This window comes from Streptomyces sp. BBFR25, from assembly GCF_044590125.1.
In the GTDB taxonomy this organism is placed as follows: Bacteria; Actinomycetota; Actinomycetes; order Streptomycetales; family Streptomycetaceae; genus Streptomyces; species Streptomyces canus_D.
This window is the reverse complement of the sequence record NZ_CP172447.1, coordinates 6,553,075-6,574,957: the sequence shown is the minus strand read 5'-3', so window position 1 is coordinate 6,574,957 and position 21,883 is coordinate 6,553,075. Positions and strand designations below refer to the sequence as shown.

At 72.9% G+C, this 21,883-nt stretch carries 21 protein-coding genes; 8 read left to right on the top strand and 13 right to left on the bottom strand.

What is annotated here, in order from left to right; translation table 11 throughout:
* Positions 1 to 32: 32 nt before the first annotated feature.
* Positions 33 to 1,163, bottom strand: a complete 1,131-nt coding sequence (locus ACGH52_RS29960; protein WP_210974588.1) for an aminopeptidase P family protein — start codon at positions 1,161 to 1,163, stop codon at positions 33 to 35.
* A 172-nt stretch (positions 1,164 to 1,335) separates the two neighbouring features.
* Between ACGH52_RS29960 and ACGH52_RS29955 the strand changes: the two genes are divergently transcribed.
* The gene (locus tag ACGH52_RS29955) at positions 1,336 to 2,091 is read left to right on the top strand and encodes a phosphodiesterase (RefSeq protein WP_399943784.1); all 756 of its coding nucleotides are present in this window, start codon (positions 1,336 to 1,338) and stop codon (positions 2,089 to 2,091) included.
* On the opposite strand, the gene ACGH52_RS29950 is transcribed toward ACGH52_RS29955, so the two are convergent.
* The 4 genes from ACGH52_RS29950 to ACGH52_RS29935 form a co-directional block, all read right to left on the bottom strand.
* Positions 2,084 to 2,722 carry a PDZ domain-containing protein gene (locus tag ACGH52_RS29950; RefSeq protein WP_399943781.1) on the bottom strand — a complete coding sequence of 213 codons (639 nt, stop codon included), beginning with the start codon at positions 2,720 to 2,722 and terminating at the stop codon, positions 2,084 to 2,086. The genes ACGH52_RS29955 and ACGH52_RS29950 overlap by 8 nt on opposite strands.
* A gap of 75 nt (positions 2,723 to 2,797) precedes the next feature.
* Complete coding sequence (cyc2, locus tag ACGH52_RS29945; RefSeq protein WP_399943779.1) at positions 2,798 to 4,996, bottom strand: germacradienol/geosmin synthase Cyc2; 2,199 nt, start codon at positions 4,994 to 4,996, stop codon at positions 2,798 to 2,800.
* A gap of 150 nt (positions 4,997 to 5,146) precedes the next feature.
* Positions 5,147 to 6,364 carry a damage-control phosphatase ARMT1 family protein gene (locus ACGH52_RS29940; protein ID WP_399943776.1) on the bottom strand — a complete coding sequence of 406 codons (1,218 nt, stop codon included), beginning with the start codon at positions 6,362 to 6,364 and terminating at the stop codon, positions 5,147 to 5,149.
* A gap of 17 nt (positions 6,365 to 6,381) precedes the next feature.
* Positions 6,382 to 7,029, bottom strand: coding sequence for a ScbR family autoregulator-binding transcription factor (locus tag ACGH52_RS29935; protein ID WP_121700669.1), 648 nt, complete (start codon positions 7,027 to 7,029; stop codon positions 6,382 to 6,384).
* A 389-nt stretch (positions 7,030 to 7,418) separates the two neighbouring features.
* On the opposite strand from ACGH52_RS29935, the gene ACGH52_RS29930 reads away from it, so the two are divergent.
* The 5 genes from ACGH52_RS29930 to ACGH52_RS29910 all read left to right on the top strand — a co-directional run bounded on the left by ACGH52_RS29930 (position 7,419) and on the right by ACGH52_RS29910 (position 12,455).
* A complete protein-coding gene (locus ACGH52_RS29930) occupies positions 7,419 to 8,432 on the top strand; it encodes a substrate-binding domain-containing protein (RefSeq protein ID WP_399943773.1) in 1,014 nt (337 codons plus the stop codon).
* A gap of 68 nt (positions 8,433 to 8,500) precedes the next feature.
* Entirely contained in the window at positions 8,501 to 11,080 is a 2,580-nt protein-coding gene (locus ACGH52_RS29925) for a nitrate- and nitrite sensing domain-containing protein (protein ID WP_399943770.1), read from the top strand.
* Entirely contained in the window at positions 11,077 to 11,496 is a 420-nt protein-coding gene (locus ACGH52_RS29920; RefSeq protein WP_003972853.1) for a roadblock/LC7 domain-containing protein, read from the top strand. Before ACGH52_RS29925 ends, ACGH52_RS29920 begins: the two co-directional genes overlap by 4 nt.
* A gap of 1 nt (position 11,497) precedes the next feature.
* Entirely contained in the window at positions 11,498 to 11,857 is a 360-nt protein-coding gene (locus ACGH52_RS29915; RefSeq protein WP_059298299.1) for a DUF742 domain-containing protein, read from the top strand.
* Positions 11,844 to 12,455, top strand: coding sequence for a GTP-binding protein (locus tag ACGH52_RS29910; RefSeq protein WP_399943767.1), 612 nt, complete (start codon positions 11,844 to 11,846; stop codon positions 12,453 to 12,455). Before ACGH52_RS29915 ends, ACGH52_RS29910 begins: the two co-directional genes overlap by 14 nt.
* 21 nt (positions 12,456 to 12,476) lie before the next feature.
* Here the strand turns inward: ACGH52_RS29910 and ACGH52_RS29905 are convergent, their stop codons facing one another.
* From ACGH52_RS29905 to ACGH52_RS29870, 8 genes are all read right to left on the bottom strand, one after another.
* Positions 12,477 to 13,439 carry an ABC transporter substrate-binding protein gene (locus ACGH52_RS29905; RefSeq protein ID WP_059298296.1) on the bottom strand — a complete coding sequence of 321 codons (963 nt, stop codon included), beginning with the start codon at positions 13,437 to 13,439 and terminating at the stop codon, positions 12,477 to 12,479.
* 74 nt (positions 13,440 to 13,513) lie between these two features.
* Positions 13,514 to 14,179: an ABC transporter permease gene (locus ACGH52_RS29900; RefSeq protein ID WP_076976841.1), complete on the bottom strand. Its 666-nt coding sequence runs from the start codon at positions 14,177 to 14,179 to the stop codon at positions 13,514 to 13,516.
* Complete coding sequence (locus tag ACGH52_RS29895) at positions 14,176 to 14,877, bottom strand: ABC transporter permease (RefSeq protein ID WP_059298292.1); 702 nt, start codon at positions 14,875 to 14,877, stop codon at positions 14,176 to 14,178. The genes ACGH52_RS29900 and ACGH52_RS29895 overlap by 4 nt, the downstream gene beginning before the upstream one ends.
* Positions 14,874 to 16,031, bottom strand: coding sequence for an ABC transporter ATP-binding protein (locus ACGH52_RS29890; protein ID WP_399943761.1), 1,158 nt, complete (start codon positions 16,029 to 16,031; stop codon positions 14,874 to 14,876). The genes ACGH52_RS29895 and ACGH52_RS29890 overlap by 4 nt, the downstream gene beginning before the upstream one ends.
* A 244-nt stretch (positions 16,032 to 16,275) precedes the next feature.
* On the bottom strand, positions 16,276 to 16,683 hold the full coding sequence (msrB, locus tag ACGH52_RS29885; RefSeq protein ID WP_059298288.1) for a peptide-methionine (R)-S-oxide reductase MsrB: 408 nt from the start codon (positions 16,681 to 16,683) through the stop codon (positions 16,276 to 16,278).
* A gap of 13 nt (positions 16,684 to 16,696) precedes the next feature.
* Entirely contained in the window at positions 16,697 to 18,085 is a 1,389-nt protein-coding gene (gene murC, locus ACGH52_RS29880) for a UDP-N-acetylmuramate--L-alanine ligase (protein WP_399943757.1), read from the bottom strand.
* A 63-nt stretch (positions 18,086 to 18,148) separates the two neighbouring features.
* A complete protein-coding gene (locus tag ACGH52_RS29875) occupies positions 18,149 to 18,622 on the bottom strand; it encodes an indole-3-glycerol phosphate synthase (protein ID WP_198538611.1) in 474 nt (157 codons plus the stop codon).
* Between the two features lie 217 nt (positions 18,623 to 18,839).
* Positions 18,840 to 19,634, bottom strand: coding sequence for a pyrimidine reductase family protein (locus ACGH52_RS29870; protein WP_399943753.1), 795 nt, complete (start codon positions 19,632 to 19,634; stop codon positions 18,840 to 18,842).
* Between the two features lie 520 nt (positions 19,635 to 20,154).
* Between ACGH52_RS29870 and zapE the strand changes: the two genes are divergently transcribed.
* A complete protein-coding gene (gene zapE / locus ACGH52_RS29865; protein WP_399943750.1) occupies positions 20,155 to 21,264 on the top strand; it encodes a cell division protein ZapE in 1,110 nt (369 codons plus the stop codon).
* A 189-nt stretch (positions 21,265 to 21,453) separates the two neighbouring features.
* The gene (locus ACGH52_RS29860; RefSeq protein ID WP_399943747.1) at positions 21,454 to 21,855 is read left to right on the top strand and encodes a hypothetical protein; all 402 of its coding nucleotides are present in this window, start codon (positions 21,454 to 21,456) and stop codon (positions 21,853 to 21,855) included.
* Positions 21,856 to 21,883: the final 28 nt, after the last annotated feature.

Below are 21,883 nucleotides of genomic sequence, written 5' to 3'. Positions count from 1 at the left end.
TGCCGGGGCGTTCGGGGTCCGTGCGTCACCGGTCACTCGACGACGACCATCTCCCGGGTGGTGTCGTTGAGCCGCCGGCCGCCGTCCGCGGTGACGGTGACGATGTCCTCGATGCGTACCCCGAACCGGCCGGGCAGATAGACGCCGGGCTCGACGGAGAAGCACATGCCGGGCACCAGGGGCTGCTCCTCGCCCTCGATCATGTAGGGCGGTTCGTGCGTGGTGACGCCGATGCCGTGCCCGGTGCGGTGGATGAAGTACTCGCCGTACCCGGCGTCGGCGATGACCGCGCGGGCGGCCCGGTCTACGTCCTGGCAGGCGGCGCCGGGCCGCACCGCCCGGAAACCGGCCTCCTGCGCCTCGCGGACCAGGTCGTGCACCCGGCGCTCCTCGTCGGTGGGTTCGCCCACGTGGACGGTGCGGGAGGTGTCCGAGCCGTAGCCGTCCTTGAGTCCGCCGAAGTCGAGGACGATCATGTCGCCGTCCTCGATGACGCGGTCGCCGACCTCGTGGTGCGGGTTGGCGCCGTTGGGGCCCGAGGCAACGATGGTGAAGTCGACCTGGGAGTGCCCGGACCGGCGCAGCGACTCGGCCAGGTCGGCGGCGACCTCGGACTCCCGGCGCCCGCCGAAGCGGACCTGCCGGATCTCCTCGAAGGCGGCGTCCGCGGCCGCGCCCGCCGCCGCCAGCAGCTCCAGCTCCGCCGCGTCCTTCACGGCGCGGAGCATCGGCAGCGCCTCGGTGAGGGAGGCGTACGAGGTGTCGGGCAGGGTGCGCTGGAGCGCCAGCAGGTGCAGGGCCCAGGCGTTGTCGCTGATGCCGAGGCGTCCGGTTCCGTCGAGGAGGGCGGCGGTGGCCGCGTAGGGGTCCTTGCCGTCGGTCCAGCCGCGCAGCGTCAGGGCGGACGCGCCGGCCGCCTTCGCGGCGTCGGGGGCCTCCAGAGCCGGGACGACGAGCACGGGGTCGCGTCCCGGGGCGAGGACGAGCAGGGTGAGCCGTTCGGTGTCCGCCGTGGGCGCGTAGCCGGTGAGCCACACCAGGTCGGGGCCCGGGGCCACCAGCAGCCCGGCCAGCCCGGCGTCGGCGGCCGCACGCGCGGCGCGCTCCATGCGGGTCCGGTAGTCGTCGGCGGTGAAGGGAGCAGCGGGCCTGCTGCCGGTCATCCGGGCCTCCCGGGGCACGAGGGTGAAGGGACCACGGGCAGCATCCTGCCCCCAGGACGGGGGCGACGCGAGCCGATTGGCATGGTGCGACCCCGGCGACTAATGATTGGATGCCTTCCAAGCATTAGCGACGGGGGCGTCCGCGGCCGGACGTCCGGAGGAGGCCGACACCGTGCTCGTACTCGCGCACATCAGCGATCTGCACCTGGACGGCAGCCCGCGGGCGACGGAGCGCGCCGAGCGGGTGCGCGACCGGCTGTGGCGGCTGCCGGGGCGGGTGGACGCGCTCCTGGTCACCGGGGACATCGCGGACCACGGCACGGAGGCCGAGTACGAGGAGGCCGCCCGCGTCCTGGGGCTGCGCGACGGCTCCGCGCCGTTCCCCGTGCTCACCTGCCCGGGCAACCACGACGGCCGCGCGCCCTACCGCAAGGCCCTGCTCAACCGCCCGGCAGCCGACGGCCCGGTCAACGACCTGCACGTCTTCGACGGCGGCGCGGTCCTGATGTGCGACTCCAGCGTCCCGGGCAGCGACGAGGGCGAGCTGGACGAGGAGACGTACGACTGGATCGGGGCGTCGCTCGACGGGCTCGACGACGGTGTTCCGGCCCTGCTCGCCTTCCACCACCCGCCCACGGCCGTGCACCACCCCCTGCCCGACTCCTACCGGCTGCGCCGCCCCGAGCGCCTGGCCGCGCTGCTGGAGCGCAGGCCCCGGATCGCCGGGCTGATCACGGGTCACGCCCACTCGCCCGCCGCCACCGTGTTCGCCGGGCGGCCGCTGGTGGTCGGACCCGGGGTGACGTGGACGCTGCGGCTGCCCTGGGAGGGCGAGGAGATCGCGGACCGCGACGCGCCGGTCGGGCTCGCCTTCCACGTGCTGGACGACGCCGGACGGCTCACCAGCCACTTCCGTACGGTCACGTGACGACGCCCGGCACGGCCGTCAGCTGCTGGTAGCCGCCGCTGCGGTGGCGCACCGTGAGCTTGACCTTCTTGCCGGGGCGGGCGCGGGCCACGGCGTGTGCGAGGTCGGCGGCCGAGTCGACGCGGGTCCTGCCGAAGGCCAGCAGGACGTCGCCCCGCACCAGGCCCGCCGCGTACCCGGGCCCCGGCACGTGGACGCCCACGACCCGGGCGCCGGGCTTCTCGTCGTCCACGGCCTCCACGCCGAGGGTCGCGCCGACCGGCGCCGGGGAGCCCGGGGAGGGGGAGGAACCCGCCGAGGGAGCGGCCGACGGGTGCGCCGGGGCGGCCCGGGTTCCCGTCGCCTCCCCGGCGCTCCCTCCCGGCCCCGCCGCCCCGCTGCCCGGTCCCGCCGCCGCGGCCTGCTGCTGCATCTCGGCCAGCTTGCTCATGCCGATCACCGTGGCGCCCACCGTGCCGAGTCCCACGCCCGCGAGGAGCAGGACCGTCGCGGTGAGCACACCGAGCAGCAGGGTGGTGAGCCGCCGGCGGCGCCGGCGCCCGGTGTGCGGGCGCCGGGCGGTGTCGGGCTCGGTGCCGGGCCCCGGGTCCCGGCCGGGCATCGGCTTGGGACGCAACGCTGTCTGTTCCATGGATCGCCTCCGGCAGGTGCTCTACCCGGCGCACCGGCGCGTGACGAGCCACGAAAGAGTGAGACTGAACGTCGGTCAGGGAGTGAGGACGGGACTGCTCCTCGGCACGGGCACGGGTGAGGGCACGGGCGCGGCCGGGATCCGGTCCGGGAGGAAGCCGTGGGTGCGGCTCGCCAGGTACTCGGCCTTGTAGCGCGGGACGCTCCGGTGCCAGTTGAGGATCCCGGCCATCCAGTTCTGCAGGTCGGTGACGTAGCCGTGCATGATGCTCCGCGCCTCCTCGGACAGCTGGAAGTCGTCGTAGACCACGGGGAGTTCGTGCGCGACGACGTGCTCGAACTGGCGCATGCGCTGGTTCATCAGGTCCTGCACGACGCCCAGGGCGGCCGGGTAGTCGACGCCGAAGAAGTTCTGCACGACGAGGACGGCGTTGTGGATCTCGCCCTCGTACTCGATCTCCTTCTGGTACGAGAAGACGTCGTTGAGCAGGCACGCGTAGTCGATCGCCGCGTTCTCCAGGGAGCGGACGGGGCCGCTGCGGTAGACCTCGGGCGGCACCGCCGGGCCGTGTCCGGCGCGGCACAGGCCCAGGGTGAGGTCGGAGCCGAAGGTGGCCCGCCGCATCTCCAGGTAGTCCACCGGGTCGGGGACACGGTTCTGGATCTGGTTGGACAGCTCCCACACCCAGGCCTCGGTCATCGTGTCGACGGCCGCCCTGAGCGGTCGCCGCTCCTCGGGCGTCATGCCCGCCATCGTGCGCGCCCACAGGTCGATCAGGGAGCGTTCCATGGCGTTGACGGGCGGCGGGACCGGCTCGCCGTCGAGCGGCATGCAGGCGGACAGGCGGGCGGTGGTCAGCCGGGCGGCGGCGAGGTCCCGGCGGTGGCCGTAGACGAGCGGGTAGTAGTCGTCGCCGTACGTGCCGAAGGCCAGCCAGCCGGAGGCGAGGTCCAACTGGTCCTGGGTGGCGTCCGGATCGAGACCGGCGGCGCACAGGGGGAGGTCGCAGCTCTCCAGCTTGTCCTCGTCCCAGACGCCCTCGCTGAGCATGCCCATCCTCGCGCACCACTCGGCCAGGTGGCGCCGGGCGCCCTCCAGGGCGGGGCTCAGCTCCAGCGGGTACGGCATCCGGATCTCGGGGATGACGGACGGACCGACCTTCTGGAAGGGCACGTTGGTGTAAGGGCGGGCCCGCTGGGCGGCCGCCGCGGCGAGCAGCGCGCCGACGTCCGCGGCGGAGGTACCGGGCCCGGTCAGCGCCTGCCAGCCGGCCAGGGGGCGCTGGCCCTTGTTCATGTAGCGGCTGGAGCGCATGTGCCATTCGTGGCCGCCGGACTGCCAGTCCTGGAGGCCCTTCGTGTACGCCGCGACGGCGGCGGCCTGAGGCGGGGTCAGGCCGTTCTCCAGGGCGACGGCGGGCACCTCGGTGAACGCGGTGTGCTCGAACTGGTGCAGCCGCGAGGTGAGGACGTCGTTGACCAGCTCGGCGGCTTCCTGGGTGGTGCAGCCGAAGAAGGTCTCCAGGACGAGCACCCCGTTGCTCAGCTCGCCCTCGTCCTCGACCTCCCGCTGGTAGGAGAAGAGGTCGTTGCGCAGGTGCACCGCGTCGGAGAACGTCTCCATGAGCACCCGGAGCGGCCTGGTCCCGGCGACGCCGGCGGGCACCTCGGCGGTCGCGTACTCCACGAGCCCGGCGGACCAGGGGGCGCCGCCGACCTTGCGGCGCATCTCGATGTACTCGACGGGGTTGGCGACGCGCCCCTCGTTGATGTTGGACAGCTCCCACATGGACTCGTTGAGCAGGTGCTCGGTGGCGACGGCGAAGCGGCGGCGCCAGTCGGCCGACATCGAGGGCACCGTGCGGGTCCACAGGTCGGCGAGACCGGCCTCGACCGGGTTCTCCGGCTCGGGCGTCTCGGTGGCGTCGTCGAGCGGCATGAATAGGGGAAGCCGGTCCAGGTGGGCCTTGCCGGCGAGGCGGTCCTGGCTGCGTTTGAACTTCTCCAGGAAGTGGTCGTCGAAGAAGAAGACCCACACGTACCAGTCGGTGATGAGGGAGAGCGCCGGCCCGTCGCAGTCGGGGTGGGTGTAGGCGCAGAGCAGGCCGTAGTCGTGGGCGTCGAGGTCGGACTGCTCCCAGACCCCGGAGCCCTCCAGCATGCCCATCTCGCGCGCCCACGTCGTCGAGTGGGCGCGGGCCTCGTCGAGATGCGGGTTGAGCCGCGCCGGGTGCGGCAGGTAGAAGTGCGGGAGTTGGAAGGGCTGTTGCGTCATGGCCGGGCCCTACCCAGGCCCCTCCGGAGGCATCCGCCGGGCAGCACATGATCACACCATCGCGTGAATCAGCCCGAAATGCGGGAACTTCTCCCCTCGTCCTCCCTCAGTACCCCTTCAGGGCTTCCTCCCTGCCTCCTCCGTGCTTCCTCAGACCCTGACCTGGATCAGCGCGTGCGTGCCGCTCGTCCGCCAACTCCGCTCGCCGCTCGCCTCCAGCGCGGCCTCGGTCTTCGCGTCGAGACCGGTGACGACGTCGGACTTGAGGGTGCGCAGCGCGGCGACGGGGCCGGGGAAGTACGCGGTGACGTCCGCGAAGGAGGTGGTCGGCGGCCACCACCGGTCGCCCACCAGACGCCGGTAGTTGAGGTCGCCCTTGAAGACGGTGACGGTGGCCGCGGCGAAGTCCTCGCGCAGGTCGTCGGGCATGTCCGCGTACGGCAGCGGGGCGCAGGAGAAGGGGTGGGCGCGGACCGTGACGCGGCCGTCGGTCAGGGCGGTCCAGAGCCGCTCGCCGTGGGCCGCCGCGGCGCCGCCCGCCGTGCCGAGCCGCCGCAGGGCGTCGAGCACATCGGTGGGCGTGGCGTCGGAGACGTAGTACGGGTACGGCTTGACGTGCAGGACGGCCCGGTCGACGCGGCCCTCGGCCAGGAGGTGCGAGACCAGGAGCAGGTCGGGGACGAGCTCGCGGCCGGCGTTGTCGGCGACGAGGCACAGCGTGGCCGCTCCCCGGCCCGGGGCGCCCGTCCCGGGGGCCGGGAGCAGGGACCACAGGGTGTCGCTGTCGTCGGCGACGAGGGCCTCCACCGCGCGCCCGGTGTCCGCGCCCCGGTCGGAGAGGCGGAAGCCGAGGTCGGCGCGGTTGCCCCACAGCGAGCCGTGCAGCAGGGCCCGGGCCCGCTCGTCGGCGGGCAGGCCGCCGAGGCCGTCCAGCGCGGCGAGTTCCTCGTCCGTCTCCGGCGCGTCGAGTTCGGCGAGCTTGGCGGGCCGGAACGGGTCGACGCCCCGCCAGGCGCCGGGGCCGAAGTAGCCGACGGCGTCGAGGAGGCGGCGGTAGAAGTGGCTCTCGGCCCACAGCCAGGGCACGTCGTACCAGGAGCGGCCGGCGTACGCGTCCATGCCCCACCGCGCCCAGCGGTCCCGGTCGCGGCCGGTGGGGTCGGCGTCGGCGGGCAGCGGCTCGACCACGCCGTCGGCGCAGCTCGCGAGCAGCGCGTCGAGCGCCTGGCGCCGTCCGGGTTCGAGGGGGAAGGCGTCCCGCACCTGCCGCACGATGGCGGGGTGCCGCTCGGCCAGCACGCCGTGCGGGAAGGAGCCGGGCTCGTCGGCGACGATGACGGGGGCGGGCGCGAGCGGGGTGTCGGGCATGCCCGTCACCGTACCGGTCAGGCCGGGCCCGTCTCCCGTTCCAGACGGGCCGCGAGGGTGAGGTAGCGGGCGCGCCGGGTCACCGGGACCATGCCGCGGATCAGGATGTACCACATCTCGGCGAGGCGGCGGGGCTGGCGCCCGGCCGGTTCGAGGGTGCCGCTGACCACGCGGGTGCCGACGATGGAGCAGACGAGGGTGTGGGCGACGGAGTCGACGTCGATGTCCGGGTGCACGTCGGACTGCCGTACGGCGTTCAGCAGCCGGGACGTGGCGATCTCCCGCCACTCGGTGAAGGGGTGCGGCAACGGCGGCCGTACCGGCACTCCCGCGGTGGCGAGCCGCAGCCCGGCCCGCAGCACCGGCCCCTCCTCGCAGAGCCGGGCCATGCCGAACGTGAGGCGCATCAGCGCCTCCAGCGAGGAGAAGCCCCGCCCGTCCAGGTCGCTCGCCAGTCGGCGGGAGGTGCGGGACTGTATCTCCATGATGGCGTGGGCGAGGTCTTCCTTCGCCGCGAAGTGGAAGTACAGGGCGCCCTTGGTGACCCCGGCGTGGGCGACGATCTCGCTCAGGCTGGTCGACTCGTAGCCGTGCCGGTCGAACAGGTCGGCCGCCGCACCGACGATCGTCGCGCGGGTCTGCTCGGCGCGTAGCTGCCTCGCCATCGGCTGGACTCTCCCGGGCTGGAACTCAACAGACCATGCAGCCTGTTTTTACCCTTGCACACGATAACTCACGGACTAACTGTCCATCAGATCAGCCCTGGTGGAGACCTGGTGCACGCCGCTCACCCACCGCGCACCCCCGCGCACACCGCCGCGCACGCGACCGGGCATACCGCCCGGCATTCCGCTTCGGCCCGCTTTCGCCGTCCCGTTCATCACGATGCGGCACCGACAACTCGCAGCAGTTCGCTGGTCACTTGACTACCAGCGGTCACACACGGTTTGCTCCGGCCAGGCGAGTTTCACCCGGTTGGCGCACTGACCCGCGGCTCCGGGCCGGCTCGCTCCGTTCCTCCTGCTCGGCCGCACAGCGAGGTGCCCCCGCCCCCATGAGTACAGCTCCCCCGCCCACTCACTCCCCCCGACCCCTGCGCGCCGCGGCCCTCGCCGCGGCCGTCTGTCTGCTGGCGGCCGGCTGCTCCGCCCTCGGCGGGGACGAGGACGGCTCGGCGGCCGACGCCGCGGGCGGGTCCGGCGGCGACCGGATGAAGATCGTCATGGTCACCCACGGCGGTGAGGGCGACGCCTTCTGGGACCGGGTGCGCAAGGGCGCCGAGGCGGCGGCCGCCAAGGACGGCGTCGACCTGACCTACGCCGGGGACGCCGACACCGCCGACCAGGCCGACCTGGTGCGGGACGCCGTCCGCGACAAGGCCGACGGCATCGCGGTGACCCTGGCCAAACCGCAGGCGATGAAGGCGCCGGTCGCCGAGGCCAAGGCCGCCGGCATCCCCGTGGTCGGCCTCAACTCCGGCATCGACGCCTGGCGTTCCACCGGACTGATGGAGTACTTCGGGCAGGACGAGAGCGTCGCGGGCCGGGCCGTCGGCAACAAGCTGAACGACCTCAAGGCCCAGCACGCCCTGTGCGTCATCCACGAGCGCGGCAACGTCGCCCTGGAGGCCCGCTGCGCCGGGGTGAAGAAGACCTTCCGGGGCGAGACGGAGATGCTCTACGTCGAGGGCACCGACATGAAGGCGGTCGGCGCGGCCGTCGCGGCGCGGCTGCGGCAGGACCCCGACATCGACGAGGTCGTCATGAACGGCGCGGCGTTCGCCCTCACCGCCGTCGAGGCGGTCGACGAGGCGGGCAGCTCCGCGCACGTCGCCACCTTCGACCTCGACGAGGACCTGGTCGCCGCGGTCAAGCGCGGGGACGTCCAGTTCGCGGTGGACCAGCAGCCGTACCTGCAGGGCTACCTCGCGGTGGACGCGCTGTGGCTCTACCGCACCAACGGCAACGTCAGCGGCGGCGGGGTGGCCCCCGTGCTGACCGGCCCCGCGTTCGTGACCCGGACCAACGCCGACTCGGTCGCGAAGTTCGCCGCGGGCGGCACCCGGTGACCGGAAACCGCGGCCGACTGCGCCCGCCCGCCTCCGCTCCCCTCGCCCACTGATCGCCTAGGACGACGATGTCTGCACGGAAGTCACGGAAGACTCGGGAGACGCGGGCGGCTCGGGGGACCCGGAGGAAGCGCGCCCGGCGCCGCCTCGGCTCCATACGCCTGTCCCTGATCCTCCTGGCCCTGGTGCCCGGCGTCACCCTCGCGGCCGTGTGGGGTGTCACGACGATCCAGATGTTCTCGGAGGGGCTGCGGCTGCGCGCGCAGACGGAGCTGAGCCGCGACACCGGCGCCATGGGCACCGAGGCCGCCCTGGCCCTGCAGAAGGAGCGCAGCCTGTCGGCCGCCTGGCTGGCCGCGCCGGACCGCGACCGGGCGGAGCTGGACGCGCAGCGCGGCAAGACGGACGAGGCGGTCGCCCAGCTCGTGGGCCAGTCCGACGCGATCGAGAGCGCCCCCGACCGGATCTCGGACCGGCTGTACTCGGTGCTCGGTTCGCTGGGCAGCCTGGAGTACTACCGCAACCAGGTGGACGACCCCAGCGACATCACCCCCGAGCAGGCGCTCGACCAGTACACCTCGATCGTCGACGAGCAGATCCACGCCTTCCAGGAACTCTCCCAGGTCGACGACGGAGACCTCACGTCCCGGGCGGGTCCGCTGGTCGCCCTGGAGCACGCCGCCGAGCTGGCCTCCCAGGAGGACGCCCGGCTCACCCTGGCCTGGCCGTCCGACCGGATGGGCCAGGAGCAGTGGACCGACTTCGCCCAACTGGTGCACACCCGGCGCTGGCTGGTGCGGGACCAGGTCGTTCCCTCGCTGACCGGCAGCGCGAAGACGCAGACCGAGCGCATCCTCGCGAGCCCGGAGTGGAAGTCCCTGCAGGACGTCGAGGACCAGGTGCTGGAGGCCCGTTCGGCGGGCGGGGGCGAACGGATCGACCTGCCGGACGCGCGGCAGCGCTGGAACACCGCCTTCGACGCGATCTCCGCCCAGTACACCCAGCTCATCCGGCAGCAGACCGACGGTCTCCTCGACCGCAGCGCCGAGGAGGCCAGGGGCCTGCTGATCAAGGCCGGTGTCCTCAGCGCGGGCGGTCTGATCGCCCTGGTGCTCTGCATCGTGATGTCCTGGCGCATCACCCGCTCGCTGTCCCGGCGGCTGCGCGGGCTGCGGCTGGCCACCCTGAGCCTGGCCGAGGAACGGCTGCCCGACGTGGTGGCCCGGCTGGAGCGCGGCGAGACGGTCGACGTCGATTCGGCGACCCCGCCGCTGGACTACGGACAGGACGAACTCGGCCAGGTCGCCCAGGCGTTCAACACGGCGCAGCGCACCGCCGTGCACACCGCCGTCGAACTCGCCGACACCCGGCGCGGCTTCCAGAAGGTCATCCTGGGCATCGCGCGGCAGAGCCAGAACCTCGTCAACATGCAGCTCGGCAAGCTGGACGCCCTGGAGCGCGAGCACACGGACCCCGAGATCCTCAAGGGCCTGTACGAACTGGACTCCACGGCCAGCCAGTTGCGGCGCTACGAGGAGAACCTCGTCATCATCAGCGGTGAGCAGCCCCGGCGCACCTGGCGCGAACCCGTGTCACTGGTGGACATCCTGCGCAGTGCCGTCGGCGAGGTCGCCGAGTACCAGCGGGTGGAGCTGCACGCCGACGAGGACGTGGCCCTCGCCCCGCCCGCGGTGGCCGACGTGATCCACCTGCTGGCCGAGCTGATCGACAACGCGACCACGTACTCCCCGGCGCCCAATCCGGTGGGGGTGCGGGCGGCGCTGGTCGCCAAGGGCCTGGCGGTGGAGATCGAGGACCGCGGGCTCGGCCTGTCGGAGGAGGACTACGCGTCGTTCAACGCCCAGCTCGCGGTGGCCCCGCAGTTCGACGTGGTGGCGCTCGCCGACGACCTGCGGCTCGGCATGTTCGTCGTCGCCCGCCTCGCGCACCGGCACGGCATCACCGTCACGCTGCGCTCCTCACCGTACGGCGGGACCACGGCGATCGTGCTGATCCCGCACGAGATCGTGGTGCGCGAGCCGGTCGGCGGGGCGGACGGCACCGGCGCCCCGGTGACCGGCGTACGGGACCGCCGGGTCGCCGGGGTCTCCGCGGTCACCGCGCGCGACTCGGCGGACCCGGCCGGCCCCGCCGATCCGGCCGCCGCTGCCGCCCCCTCCACCACCGCCTCGGGGCCGGAGGGGGACCCGCCCGGTGACGGACGGTCCGTGCGGCCCGTACGGTCCTCCCGGCCCGCGCCCGCGAGCCGGTCCGCGGCCTCGGCGGGCTCCTCCGGCGGCTCCCCCAACGGCTCCTTCGACGAGCGCGGCGGCCTGGTGCCGCTGCCCCGCCGGGTGCCGCAGACCAGCCTCGCCGCCGAACTGCGCGAGGAGGACCCGGGCGGCCGCCGGAACGGTTCGGGAGGCGCGTCCGGGGACGACTACGCCGACTTCACGGCCGAGCGCGCCGCCTCGTCCCTCGCCGGTTTCCAGCGCGGCACGCTGCGGGCCCACACCGAAGACGACGCCGACACCCCGGACGACGCCGACGACGCCCGCACCGACAGCGACACCGACGGGCACGTGTTCTCCTCCGCCCCCACGACCCCGACCCCCGACCGCCGACCGCCGACGAAGGACACGCGATGACCCGACCCTCCCCCGCCACGCACACCGAGCTGGACCAGTTGCTCACCGGACTCGTGGAGCGGGTCGCCGACGTGAACCAGGCCGTGGTGCTCTCCGAGGACGGACTGGTCGTCAGCAAGTCCACCGGGTTCCTGCGGGACGACGCCGAGCGGCTGGCGGCGACCGCGTCGGGCCTGATGAGCCTCAGCAAGGGCGTCAGCATGGACTTCCGGGGCGGCCCGGTGCGCCAGGCGCTCATCGAGATGGCCAACAGCTACCTGATACTCACCTCCGCGGGCCCCGGCGCGCACCTGGTCGTGCTCACCGGGCCGAACGCCGACGTCGGCGTGGTGGCGTACCAGATGAACATGCTGGTGAAGAAGATCGGCGAGCACCTGAGCGCGGCACCGCGGGCCACCGCGGGACCCGGCGAGTGACGTGACCGGAGGCGACGCGGGGGGCCGGCTCGTACGGCCGTTCACCCTGACCGGCGGCCGGACCCGGCCCAGCCGCGCCGACTTCACCCTCATCACGACGGTGACCGCGCTCGACCCGCAGCCCGCCCGGGCGGCGCGTCCGCAGCCCGAGCACCTGCGGATCCTGCGGCTGTGCGCCCGGCCGGTCGCCGTGGCGGAGATCGCGGCCCGTCTCGACCTGCCGGTGAGCGTGGTCGTCATCCTGCTCTCGGACCTGCTGGAGGCCGGCCGTATCACCGCGAGGCCGCCGCACCCCGTCTCCCGCGCCACCGAGGACCTGGACCTGTTGCAGAAAGTGAGGGACGGCCTTGGCCGGCTCTGAGCGCGTCGCCGAGACGCCCACGGCATCCGCCCGCTCCACCGCGCCCGAGGCGGTGAAGATCCTCATCGCCGGTGGTTTCGGCGTCGGCAAGACCACCATGGTCGGGTCGGTCAGCGAGATAGCCCCGCTGCGCACCGAGGAGCCGCTGACCGCGGCGGGCCTCGACATCGACGACCTCGCCGGCATCGAGGAGAAGCGGGCCACGACCGTGGCCCTGGACTTCGGCCGGATCACCATCGGCCGGGACGTGGTGCTGTACCTCTTCGGCACGCCCGGTCAGCAGCGCTTCTGGTTCATGTGGAACGACCTGGCGATCGGGGCGCTCGGCGCGGTGGTCCTGGTCGACGTCCGCAGGCCCGAGTCGAGCTTCGCCGCGATCGACTTCTTCGAGCGGCGGGGCATCCCGTTCGTCGTCGCCGTCAACGGCTTCCACGGCCGGCACCCGTACCCGGCCGCGGAGATCCGCGAGGCCCTCGCGCTGCCGGAGCACGTGCAGGTGCTGCTGTGCGACGCGCGGGAGCGAACGTCCAGCCGGGACGTCCTCCTCGCCCTGATCGACCAGCTGATCGACGCCGCGACCGGGGCCGCGGCGTCGTAGCGCGTCGTCTTCGAGCGTCCGTCAGACGAGGCCCGCGGACTCCAGCCACGCCTTGGCGACGTCCAGCGGGTCCTTCTTGTCCAGCTGGACCTGCGCGTCCAGGTCGAGGAGCGTCTCGGTGTCCAGCTTGGCGGAGACCGCGTTGAGCGCGGCCACGCCCTCCTTGTCCAGCCCGTCCTTGGTGACCAGCGGGGTCACGTTCGCGTGGCCGAAGAGGTTCTCCGGGTCCTTCAGGACGACGAACTTCTCCTTGATGATGGTCGGGTCGGTGGTGAAGACGTCGGCCGCCTGCACGTCGTTCTTGGTCAGCGCCGCCTGGGTCAGCGGGCCGCCCGCGTCGAGCGCCTTGAAGGACTTGAACTTCAGTCCGTACACCGACTCCAGGCCCTTGAGCCCCTGCTGCCGGGTCTGGAACTCGGGCGAGCCGCCGATCACCAGCTCCGGCGCGACGTCCTTGAGGTCGGCGAGGGTCGACTCGGCGGTGAGGCCGTGCTTCTTCGCGGTCTCGGCGTTGACGCTCACCGAGTCCTTGTTCTCGGCCGGGGACGACTCGAGGAGCGTCAGCTTCTTGTCGAGCTTGGCCTTCGCCGCCTCGTTCACCGCCTCGACGGACCCCTGCTCGGCCTTCGGGTCGAGGTAGGCGAGCAGCGAGCCGTTGTACTCCGGCAGCACCGTGACGGAGCCGTTCTTCATCATGCCGTACGTCGTCTCGCGACTGCCGATGTTGTGCTTGTAGGTGACCTTGAGGCCCTTGGCCTTGAGCGCCTCTCCGTAGATGTCGGCGAGCAGCGTGCTTTCGGCGAAGTTGTTCGAGCCGACGACGACGGTGCCGGCCTCCGCCTTGTCACCCGCGAGGGGGTTGTCGGAGGTGTCGTCGGAGCCGGAGGAACAGCCCGCGAGCAGCGCCGCGGCGGCGGTGAGCGCGACGGCCGCCGCGCCGGTGTGCCTAGTCCTGGACCTGCTGCTTTTCGCGGTGGAAGTCATCCGTCGATCCAAACGATCCGGTCGCCGCTCAGTCAAGAACGGCCTGGTTACGGTTTCTTCACCCCGGTGCGCCGTCACCGTCTGCGCACCCCCGGCGACACGGCCAGCCGCCCGGCCGCCCAGAACACGGCGAGGGTGACGAGTGCCATGAGGGCGACCAGCGTGGCGCCGCCGACCACCTTCTCGTAGTCGCGCTGGTAGAGGCCGTCGATGATGTAGCGGCCGAGCCCGCCGAGGCTGACGTAGGCGGCGATGGTCGCCGTCGACACGACCTGGATGGCGGCCGAGCGCAGCCCGCTGAGGACCAGCGGGAGGGCGACGGGCAGTTCGACCCGGAAGAGGATGCCGGTCTCGTGCATGCCCATGCCCCGCGCGGCGTCCACCGGGGAGGGGTCGACGGAGCGGACGGCCTCGTAGGTGGTCACCAGGATCGGCGGGATCGCGAGCACGACCAGCGGGATCATCACGGGCAGCAGACCGATGCCGACGGCGACGGCGATCAGCACCAGCAGTCCGAAGCTGGGCAGGGCGCGGGCGGCGGTGGCGACGAAGGCGACCGCGTTGCCGCCGCGCCCGGTGTGCCCGGTCAGCAGTCCGACGGGCAGCCCGATGGCGGCGGCGAGACCGAGGGCCATCAGCGTGTACTGGACGTGTTCCAGCAGGCGTCCGGGGATGCCGTCGTAGCCGTGCCAGTGGGCGCTGTCGCTGAAGAAGGCGTTGACGAAGTGGATCACGTTCACCGGGCCGCCGCCTCCTCGGGCTCGGGCCGCGCGGCGGCTTCCTTCGGGCGTTGCCGCTTGCCCCGCGGCAGCCACGGGGTCAGCAGGTTCCGGGCCAGGACGAGGAGCGCGTCGCACAGGACAGCCAGTACGGCGGTGGTGAGGACGGAGTTCACCGCCAGCTCGGGCCGGCCGTACTTCTGGGCGTCCGCGAGCAGGTTGCCGAGGGCGCCCTGGTTGCCGATGAGGGCGCCGACGCTGACGAGGGAGATGCTCGCCGACACGGCCACCCGCAGTCCGGCGAGGATGGCGGGCACGGCGATCGGCAACTGCACCTGGAGGTAGCGCCGTACGGGACCGAAGCCCATGGCGGTGGACGCGGCCAGCGTCTCCTCGGGCACCGACCGCACGCCGTCGACGATCGCGGGGACGAGCACCACCAGGCTGTACACGGCCAGCGGGATCATCACGGTGAGTTCGCTCTGGCCGGTGTAGTCGATGAGGACCACGAAGACGGCCAGTGACGGGATGGCGTAGAAGACGGTCGTCACGCCGAGCACCGGCGGGTACAGCCAGCGGAAGCGCACGCACAGCTGGGCGAGGGGCAGCGCGGCGAGCAGTCCGGCCAGGACCGGCAGCAGCGCCTCGCGCAGATGCAGGCCGATCAGGCCGAAGTAGGTGTTGTCGAGGTCGCTCGGTATGTCGAAGAAGCCGTTCACGGGGCGACCTTCGTGACGTCGGCGGGCTCCTCGGTCCGCGCGACGCCGGGGTTCGCCGCACCGTGCGCGGCGCGGATCGCCTCACCGATGGTCTGCTGGGAGACGACGCCGGCCACCCGGCCGTCGGAGTCCACGGCGACGGCCCAGCCGGTGGGCGAGAGCACGGCGCAGTCGAGCGCGGCCCGCAGCGAGTCGGTGCCGGGCACGAACGGCCGCCCGTAGGACAGCAGCCGCCCGGCCGCGAGGTCCCCCGCGGCCAGGTCGCCCGGCTCGGCCCAGCCCAGCGGCCGGTCGTCCGCGTCGGTCACCAGCAGGTGGGCGGCGCCGTCGGCGGCGGTGGCGAGCTGTTCGGCTCCGGCGTCGGCGCGCACGACCGGGCCGGTGCTCAGTTCCAGGGCCGCGGAGGGGAAGAAGGAGAGCCGCCGGATGCCGCGGTCGGCGCCGAGGAAGTCCTCGACGAAGTCGTCCGCGGGGTCGGACAGCAGCTCGGCGGGCGGGGCGAACTGGGCCAGGCGGCCGCCGGTGCGCATCACCGCGACCATGGTGCCGAGTTTGATGGCCTCGTCGATGTCGTGGGTGACGAAGACGATGGTCTTGCCCAGTTCGTCCTGGATGCGCAGGAGTTCGTCCTGCAGTCCCTTGCGGACGACGGGGTCGACGGCGGAGAACGGCTCGTCCATGAGCAGCACCGGCGGATCGGCGGCGAGCGCCCGGGCCACGCCGACGCGCTGCTGCTGGCCGCCGGAGAGCTGGTACGGGTACCGCTTGGCCAGCGAGGTGTCGAGCCCCACCCGTTCCATCAGCTCGGCGGCCCGCTCGCGGGACTTCTGCCTGCCCCAGCCGATCATGCGGGGCACGGTGGCGATGTTGTCGAGGATCGTCCGGTGCTGGAAGAGCCCGGCGTTCTGGATGACGTACCCCATCGACCGGCGCAGCGTGGTGACGGGCTGCTGCTGGAGGTCCTCGCCGTCGAGCAGGATCGTTCCCTCGGTGGGTTCGACCATTCTGTTGATCATCCGCAGGGTGGTCGTCTTGCCGCAGCCCGAGGGGCCGACGAGGACCGTGATCGCGCGGTCGGGTATCTCCAGCGTCAGCCGGTCGACCGCCACGGTGCCGTCCGGGTACCGCTTGGTGACTGAGTCCATCCGTATCAAAACGCCGAATACCCTTCGGGTCTGGCAGAAGCTGCCCGCTCCGGCCGCGGTCGGTGGGGCCGTCGCCGGTCGAGTGTAGACGGCTGGTCAGCGGGGCCCCCGGTTGCTCCGGGGCGACTCCTTCCCGCTGCTCCGGTGTTCACACCGGAAACCTGCCCCCGCCGACGGCGGCCGGGAGCGACGGCGGCCGGGAGCCACGGTGTCCACCGTGCCGCTCCCGGCCGCCGCCCGCCGACCCGGTCGGTCAGCCCGCCTTCGGCTCCAGCCGCAGCGAGATGCTGTTGATGCAGTACCGCTGGTCGGTCGGGGTCGGGTAGCCCTCGCCCCGGAAGACGTGTCCGAGGTGCGAACCGCACCGGGCGCAGCGCACCTCGGTGCGGACCATCCCGTGGGAGCGGTCCTCGATCAGCTCGACCGCGTCGGTGTCCTTCGGGTCGTAGAAGGACGGCCAGCCGCAGTGCGACTCGAACTTGGTCGTGGAGGTGAACAGCTCCGCACCGCAGGCGCGGCAGGAGTAGACGCCCTCGGTCTTGGTGTCGGTGTACTCACCGGTGAAGGCCGGTTCCGTGGCGGCCTCGCGCAGCACGGCGTACTCGGCCGGGGCCAGCTCCGCCCGCCACTGCTCGTCCGGCTTCTCGACGTCGTACGACATGAGTCTCAGCCCCTTACTTCGTCAGCTCGTCCAGGATGCGCGGTCCGAGGTCGGTGACGTCGCCCGCGCCCATGGTGAGAACGAGATCACCGGCCTTCGCCATTCCCGCGACCAGCGCGGGCGCGGCGTCCTTGTCGTGGACCGGCGTGACGTCCGCGCCCGCCGCGCGGGCCGCCTCGATGATCAGCTCGCTGGTGATGCCCGGGATCGGGTCCTCGCGGGCCGGGTAGATGTCGAGGACGACCGAGGCGTCCGCGAGGGAGAGCGCCTGGCCCATCTCCTTGCCCAGCTCCTGGGTGCGGGAGAAGAGGTGCGGCTGGAAGAGGACCAGGATGCGGGCGTCGCCGACGGCGGCGCGCATGGCCTCCAGGTCGGCCGTCATCTCGGTGGGGTGGTGCGCGTAGGAGTCGACGACCTGGACGCCGGCCGCCTCGCCCTTGAGCTGGAGGCGCCGCTTGACGCCCGTGTACGCGGCCAGCGCGGGGGCCAGCTCGGCGGCGGGGACGCCGAGGGCCGCGCCCGCGGCGAGGGCGGCGACGGCGTTGTGGGCGTAGTGGCGGCCGGGGACGGAGACGGTGAAGGTCAGCTCGGCGCCGTCCAGGACCACGGTGACCTCGCTCTTGAGGCCCTGCGGGACGACGGACAGGATGCGCACGTCGGCGTCCTCGGACTCCCCGTACGTCACCGTCCGCACCGCACCGGCCACCCTGCGCGTCAGCTCCCGGGCGCCCTCGTGGTCGGCCGCGATCACCAGGGTGCCGCCGGGGACGATCTTCGCGGCGAAGGTCTCGAAGGACTCGTAGATCTCGTCCATCGACGCGTAGTTGGCGTGGTGGTCCAGCTCGACGTTGAGGACGATGGCGACCTCGGGGGCGTACTTGTGGAAGCTGCGGTCGCTTTCGTCCGCCTCGGCGACGAAGATCTCGCCGTCGCCGTGCAGGGCGTTGGAGCCGGGCGCGTCCAGGTCGCCGCCGATCGCGTACGACGGGTCCAGGCCCAGCTCGGACAGGGAGACCGCCAGCATCGAGGTGGTGGTGGTCTTGCCGTGGGTACCGGCCACGGCGATCGGGCGCAGGCCGTTCATCAGCGCGGCGAGGGCGTCGGAGCGGTGCACGACCGGGATGCCCAGCTCGGCGGCGCGGGCCAGCTCCGGATTGTCCTCGCGGATGGCGGAGGAGACGACCACGCAGCTCGCGTCGTCGGCGAGGTGCTCCGCCGCGTGCCCGAGGTGCACGGTGGCGCCCAGGGCGCGCAGTGCCCCGGCGGTCGCGGAGTCCTTGGCGTCGCTGCCCGCCACCGCGGCGCCGCGCTGGGCGAGGATCTTGGCGATGCCCGACATTCCGGCGCCGCCGATGCCGATGAAGTGCGGTCGGTCCATGGCGGTAGGAAGGCCGGGTGCCATGCGCTGTTCTCCCAGGGTGATCCGTCGGTGGGCGCGCCCCCTCGGCGGGGGCGCGGCACCAGCCTATGCCTTGCTGTGGGAGAAGAGTTTCAGGACCGGTACGCCGACCTTGTGCCGGGCCCGGGAGGCCCAGTCGCGGTGGAAGAACTCCTCCACGTAGTGGGGGTCGGTCAGGACGATCACCTCGTCGGCGCCGGTCTCCATGACCACGGACTTCAGCTCGTCCAGCGGGTGGTCCTCGATCAGCCGCCCCTCCGCCTGGGCGCCGGACGCGCGCAGGGCCGTGAGGGACACCTCCAGCGCCCGCTCCCCGACGCTCTGCGCCGCCTGGCCCTCCGGGGTCTCCCCTTCCCGTACGGCGTCGTCGAGCTCGCCGAGCGCGACGTCGTCGATGGCCCTCAGCAGCCGGTCCGCCTGATCGCCGCGCGGCTGGAGCAGCACGTGGAAGCCGACCTGCTCGTCCCCGTGCAAGGTGGTGACGAACTCCACGTCGGCGGACGTCAGGGCCTTCTCGATCATCAAAACGCTTGTGAACACCAGGCGCCCCTTCTCCTTCGAGGGCCCGTGGGCCCACCCTCCGTAGGCCGTACCAGACCCTGCGGAAACCATCCTGCCCCGTGATCGCACGGGTACTGCCGGAATCAGTGTGCCCGGCGCGGACTAAACGGAACGAGAGATTCCGCCGTTTCCCGGATGTGCGGTAACGGCCGAACACCTGTCCGGTCGCTGCCGTCCACGCCTGCCCGGGATCGCCTCAGTCACGCCGGTAACGACTGAAGAGGAAACCTTCCTCCTCCAGCAGGGACACCAGTGCGAACCGCTGCGGGACCGCGACCGCCGGTCCCCCCGCGATCCGCTGCGCGTCCCCCGCGGTCAGCATCGGGGAGACGGTCAGGCACAGCTCGTCGAGCACACCGGCCGTGACGAACTGACCCAGCAGCCGGGGACCGCCCTCGGTCAGCAGCCGGGTGTGCCCCAGCTCCGCGAGCGCCCCGAGGGCCCGGGCCGGGTCCACGCCGACGCCGTCGCCCGCGATCACCACGCGGGCCCCGGCCCGCTCGGCGGCCGCGATCCGGTCCGGGGCCGCGGCGGCTCCGGTCAGGACGAGGGTGGGCACCAGCGGGGAGGTGAACAGCGGGAGGGAGAAGTCCAGCTCCAGGCTCGCGCTGACGACCGCGATCACCGGTACGGGTGCCTGACCGGCAGCCCGCCGCGCCTCGGCGAAGTCGGCCCGCACACGGGCCGGGCGGTACCCCTCCTGCCGTACCGTCTCGGCACCGGCGATCACCACGTCCGCCAGGGCGCGCAGGGTGCCGAAGACACGCATGTCGGCCGCGCTGGAGATGGGCTGGGAGCGGCCGTCGTGCTGGGCGGCGCCGTCGAGGGTGGAGACCATGTTGGCCCGCAGCCACGTCGTCCGGTCCCCGTCCGGCTCGGGGTACGCGTAGGCGTCGGCCAGCTCGGCCAGGCTCCACTCCCGATCGGTCTCGGAGCCGCCCGGACCGACGGTCGGACCGGACACGGGGGGAACGGGGAACAGGCGTCGCATGGTGAGCAGTGTTCCACGCGCCCGACACCCCAACCCCGCAGGCCGACGCCCTGCCGACCCCCCAACGACCCACCACGGCACCCCGCCCCGCACCACGGCACTCCGGCCCGCACCGAGCGGCCGCCCCGCCCGCGACGGAAAGCGACGTCACGAGCCGCGGTCCCGGCCTTCCGGCCGCACGACGGGCACGACCGCCGGGCCCAGCACGGGCCCCGCAGAACCTGGCCGCACCACCCGCCCCGGCGGACTCCCGCCACAGCCCCACCCACGGCCCCCCGGCCCGCGCCACCACACCCCTGCCCGCACCGAGCGTGCCGCCCCCGCCCGCGACGGAAAGCGACGCCACGAGCCGCGATCCCCCGGCCCTCCGGCCGCACGGGAGCCCGCGGGACTGGCAGCGTCACCTGCCCCGGCGGCTCCCGGTGCCGGCGGCGCTCGTGGTGTGTGCGTCGGTGGGTGTGCTCGCGTCCGGGGGCCGGCGACGGCGAGGGCGCTCGGGCAGGCCCTACCATTGAGTACCGTGTCCTCCTCCCCCGCCTCCGTTCCCGCCCCGATAACCGGGACGGCTCCGGCCACGGTCTCCCTGTGTGCCCGCGAGCCGCGTGTCCCCGCGGACCGCCTGGTCGCCGAGATGGTGCCGCCGCCCCGTTTCGACTCGGTCCGCTTCGGCACGTACATCCCGGACCCGAACCAGCCCAGCCAGAGCGAGGCCGTACGGGTCCTGGAGGCTTTCGCGGGCGGGCTGGGCGAGGCGCCCGGACCGGCCACCGGCAGGCGCGGCTTCTTCGGGCTGGGACGCGGCAGGACGCCGAAGACCCCGGCCGGTCCCCGCGGCGTGTACCTCGACGGCGGCTACGGCGTCGGCAAGACCCACCTGCTCGCCTCCCTGTGGCACGCCACCCCCGCCGAGCCCTCCCGCAAGGCCTTCGGCACCTTCGTGGAGCTGACCAACCTCGTCGGCGCCCTGGGCTTCCAGCAGACCGTGCAGACCCTGTCCGGGCACCGCCTGCTGTGCATCGACGAGTTCGAGCTGGACGACCCCGGCGACACCGTCCTCGTCTCCAGCCTGCTCGCCCGGCTGGTGGAGGCCGGCGTGGCACTCGCCGCCACCTCCAACACGCTGCCGGGCAAGCTCGGCGAGGGCCGGTTCGCGGCGGCCGACTTCCTGCGCGAGATCCAGGGCCTGTCCGCCCACTTCCGCGCCCTGCGCATCGACGGCGAGGACTACCGCCACCGCGGTCTGCCCGAGGCCCCGGCGCCGTACTCCGACGAGCAGGTGACCCGTGCGGCGCGGGCCACCGAGGGCGCCTCCCTGGACGACTTCCCCGCCCTCCTCGACCACCTCGCCCGCGTCCACCCCAGCCGCTACGGCGCCCTGACCGACGGTCTGACGGCCGTGTGCCTCACCGGGGTGCGCCCGGTGCCGGACCAGTCGACGGCGCTGCGGCTCGTGGTGCTCGCGGACCGGCTCTACGACCGCGAGGTGCCCGTCCTGGCCTCCGGCCTGCCCTTCGACCGGCTGTTCAGCGAGGAGATGCTGAAGGGCGGCTACCGCAAGAAGTACTTCCGGGCGATCTCCCGGCTCACCGCGCTGGCCCGGGACGCCGGGCGCCTGGTCGACACGCCCTGAGGAACGGTCGGTTCCCGCCAACCCACCCGCCATTTTGAGGCTCTCTCCAGCACGTAACGCCACGTTAACCCTGCAAAGTCCTTTGCAGGGTTAACGTGTTTCTTGACCGCGCATTGACCATGCTTTTGCCGGGCATTGACCTGTTCCCCGGCATATACCAGCGGCAGGAACTACCTGGAGGGGGGCCGCATGTACCGACGTACGGCGGCTCGGACCGTGGTCGCGATCCTCGCCCCCGTCCTGTTCGCGCTCCAGTTCTTCGCTCCCACCGCATCCTTCGCATCCGCGCACACAAGCGGTGATGCCGTGGCCCACGCCCGTCCCGGAACCACCCCCTCCCGCGCGGTGCCGCACGACGAGACCGTCACCTGCCGCGAGGGCGGCCGCCCGGGCGAGCCGACCACCGCGCCGCGCGTCCGCGACCGCCACCGCACCACCGCCGCGCCGCAGTCCGGCGCCCCTCAGCACCCGCTGCGGCGGCAGGCCGCCCCGGAGGCACCCGAACCCGTCATGTCCGGCCGCGCCATGGAGCACCGGCCGAGACCCACGACGGACCACACCCCCGCGGCACTTCAGGTCTTCCGCTGCTGACGGGACCACCGGCACATCCCCCACCTCT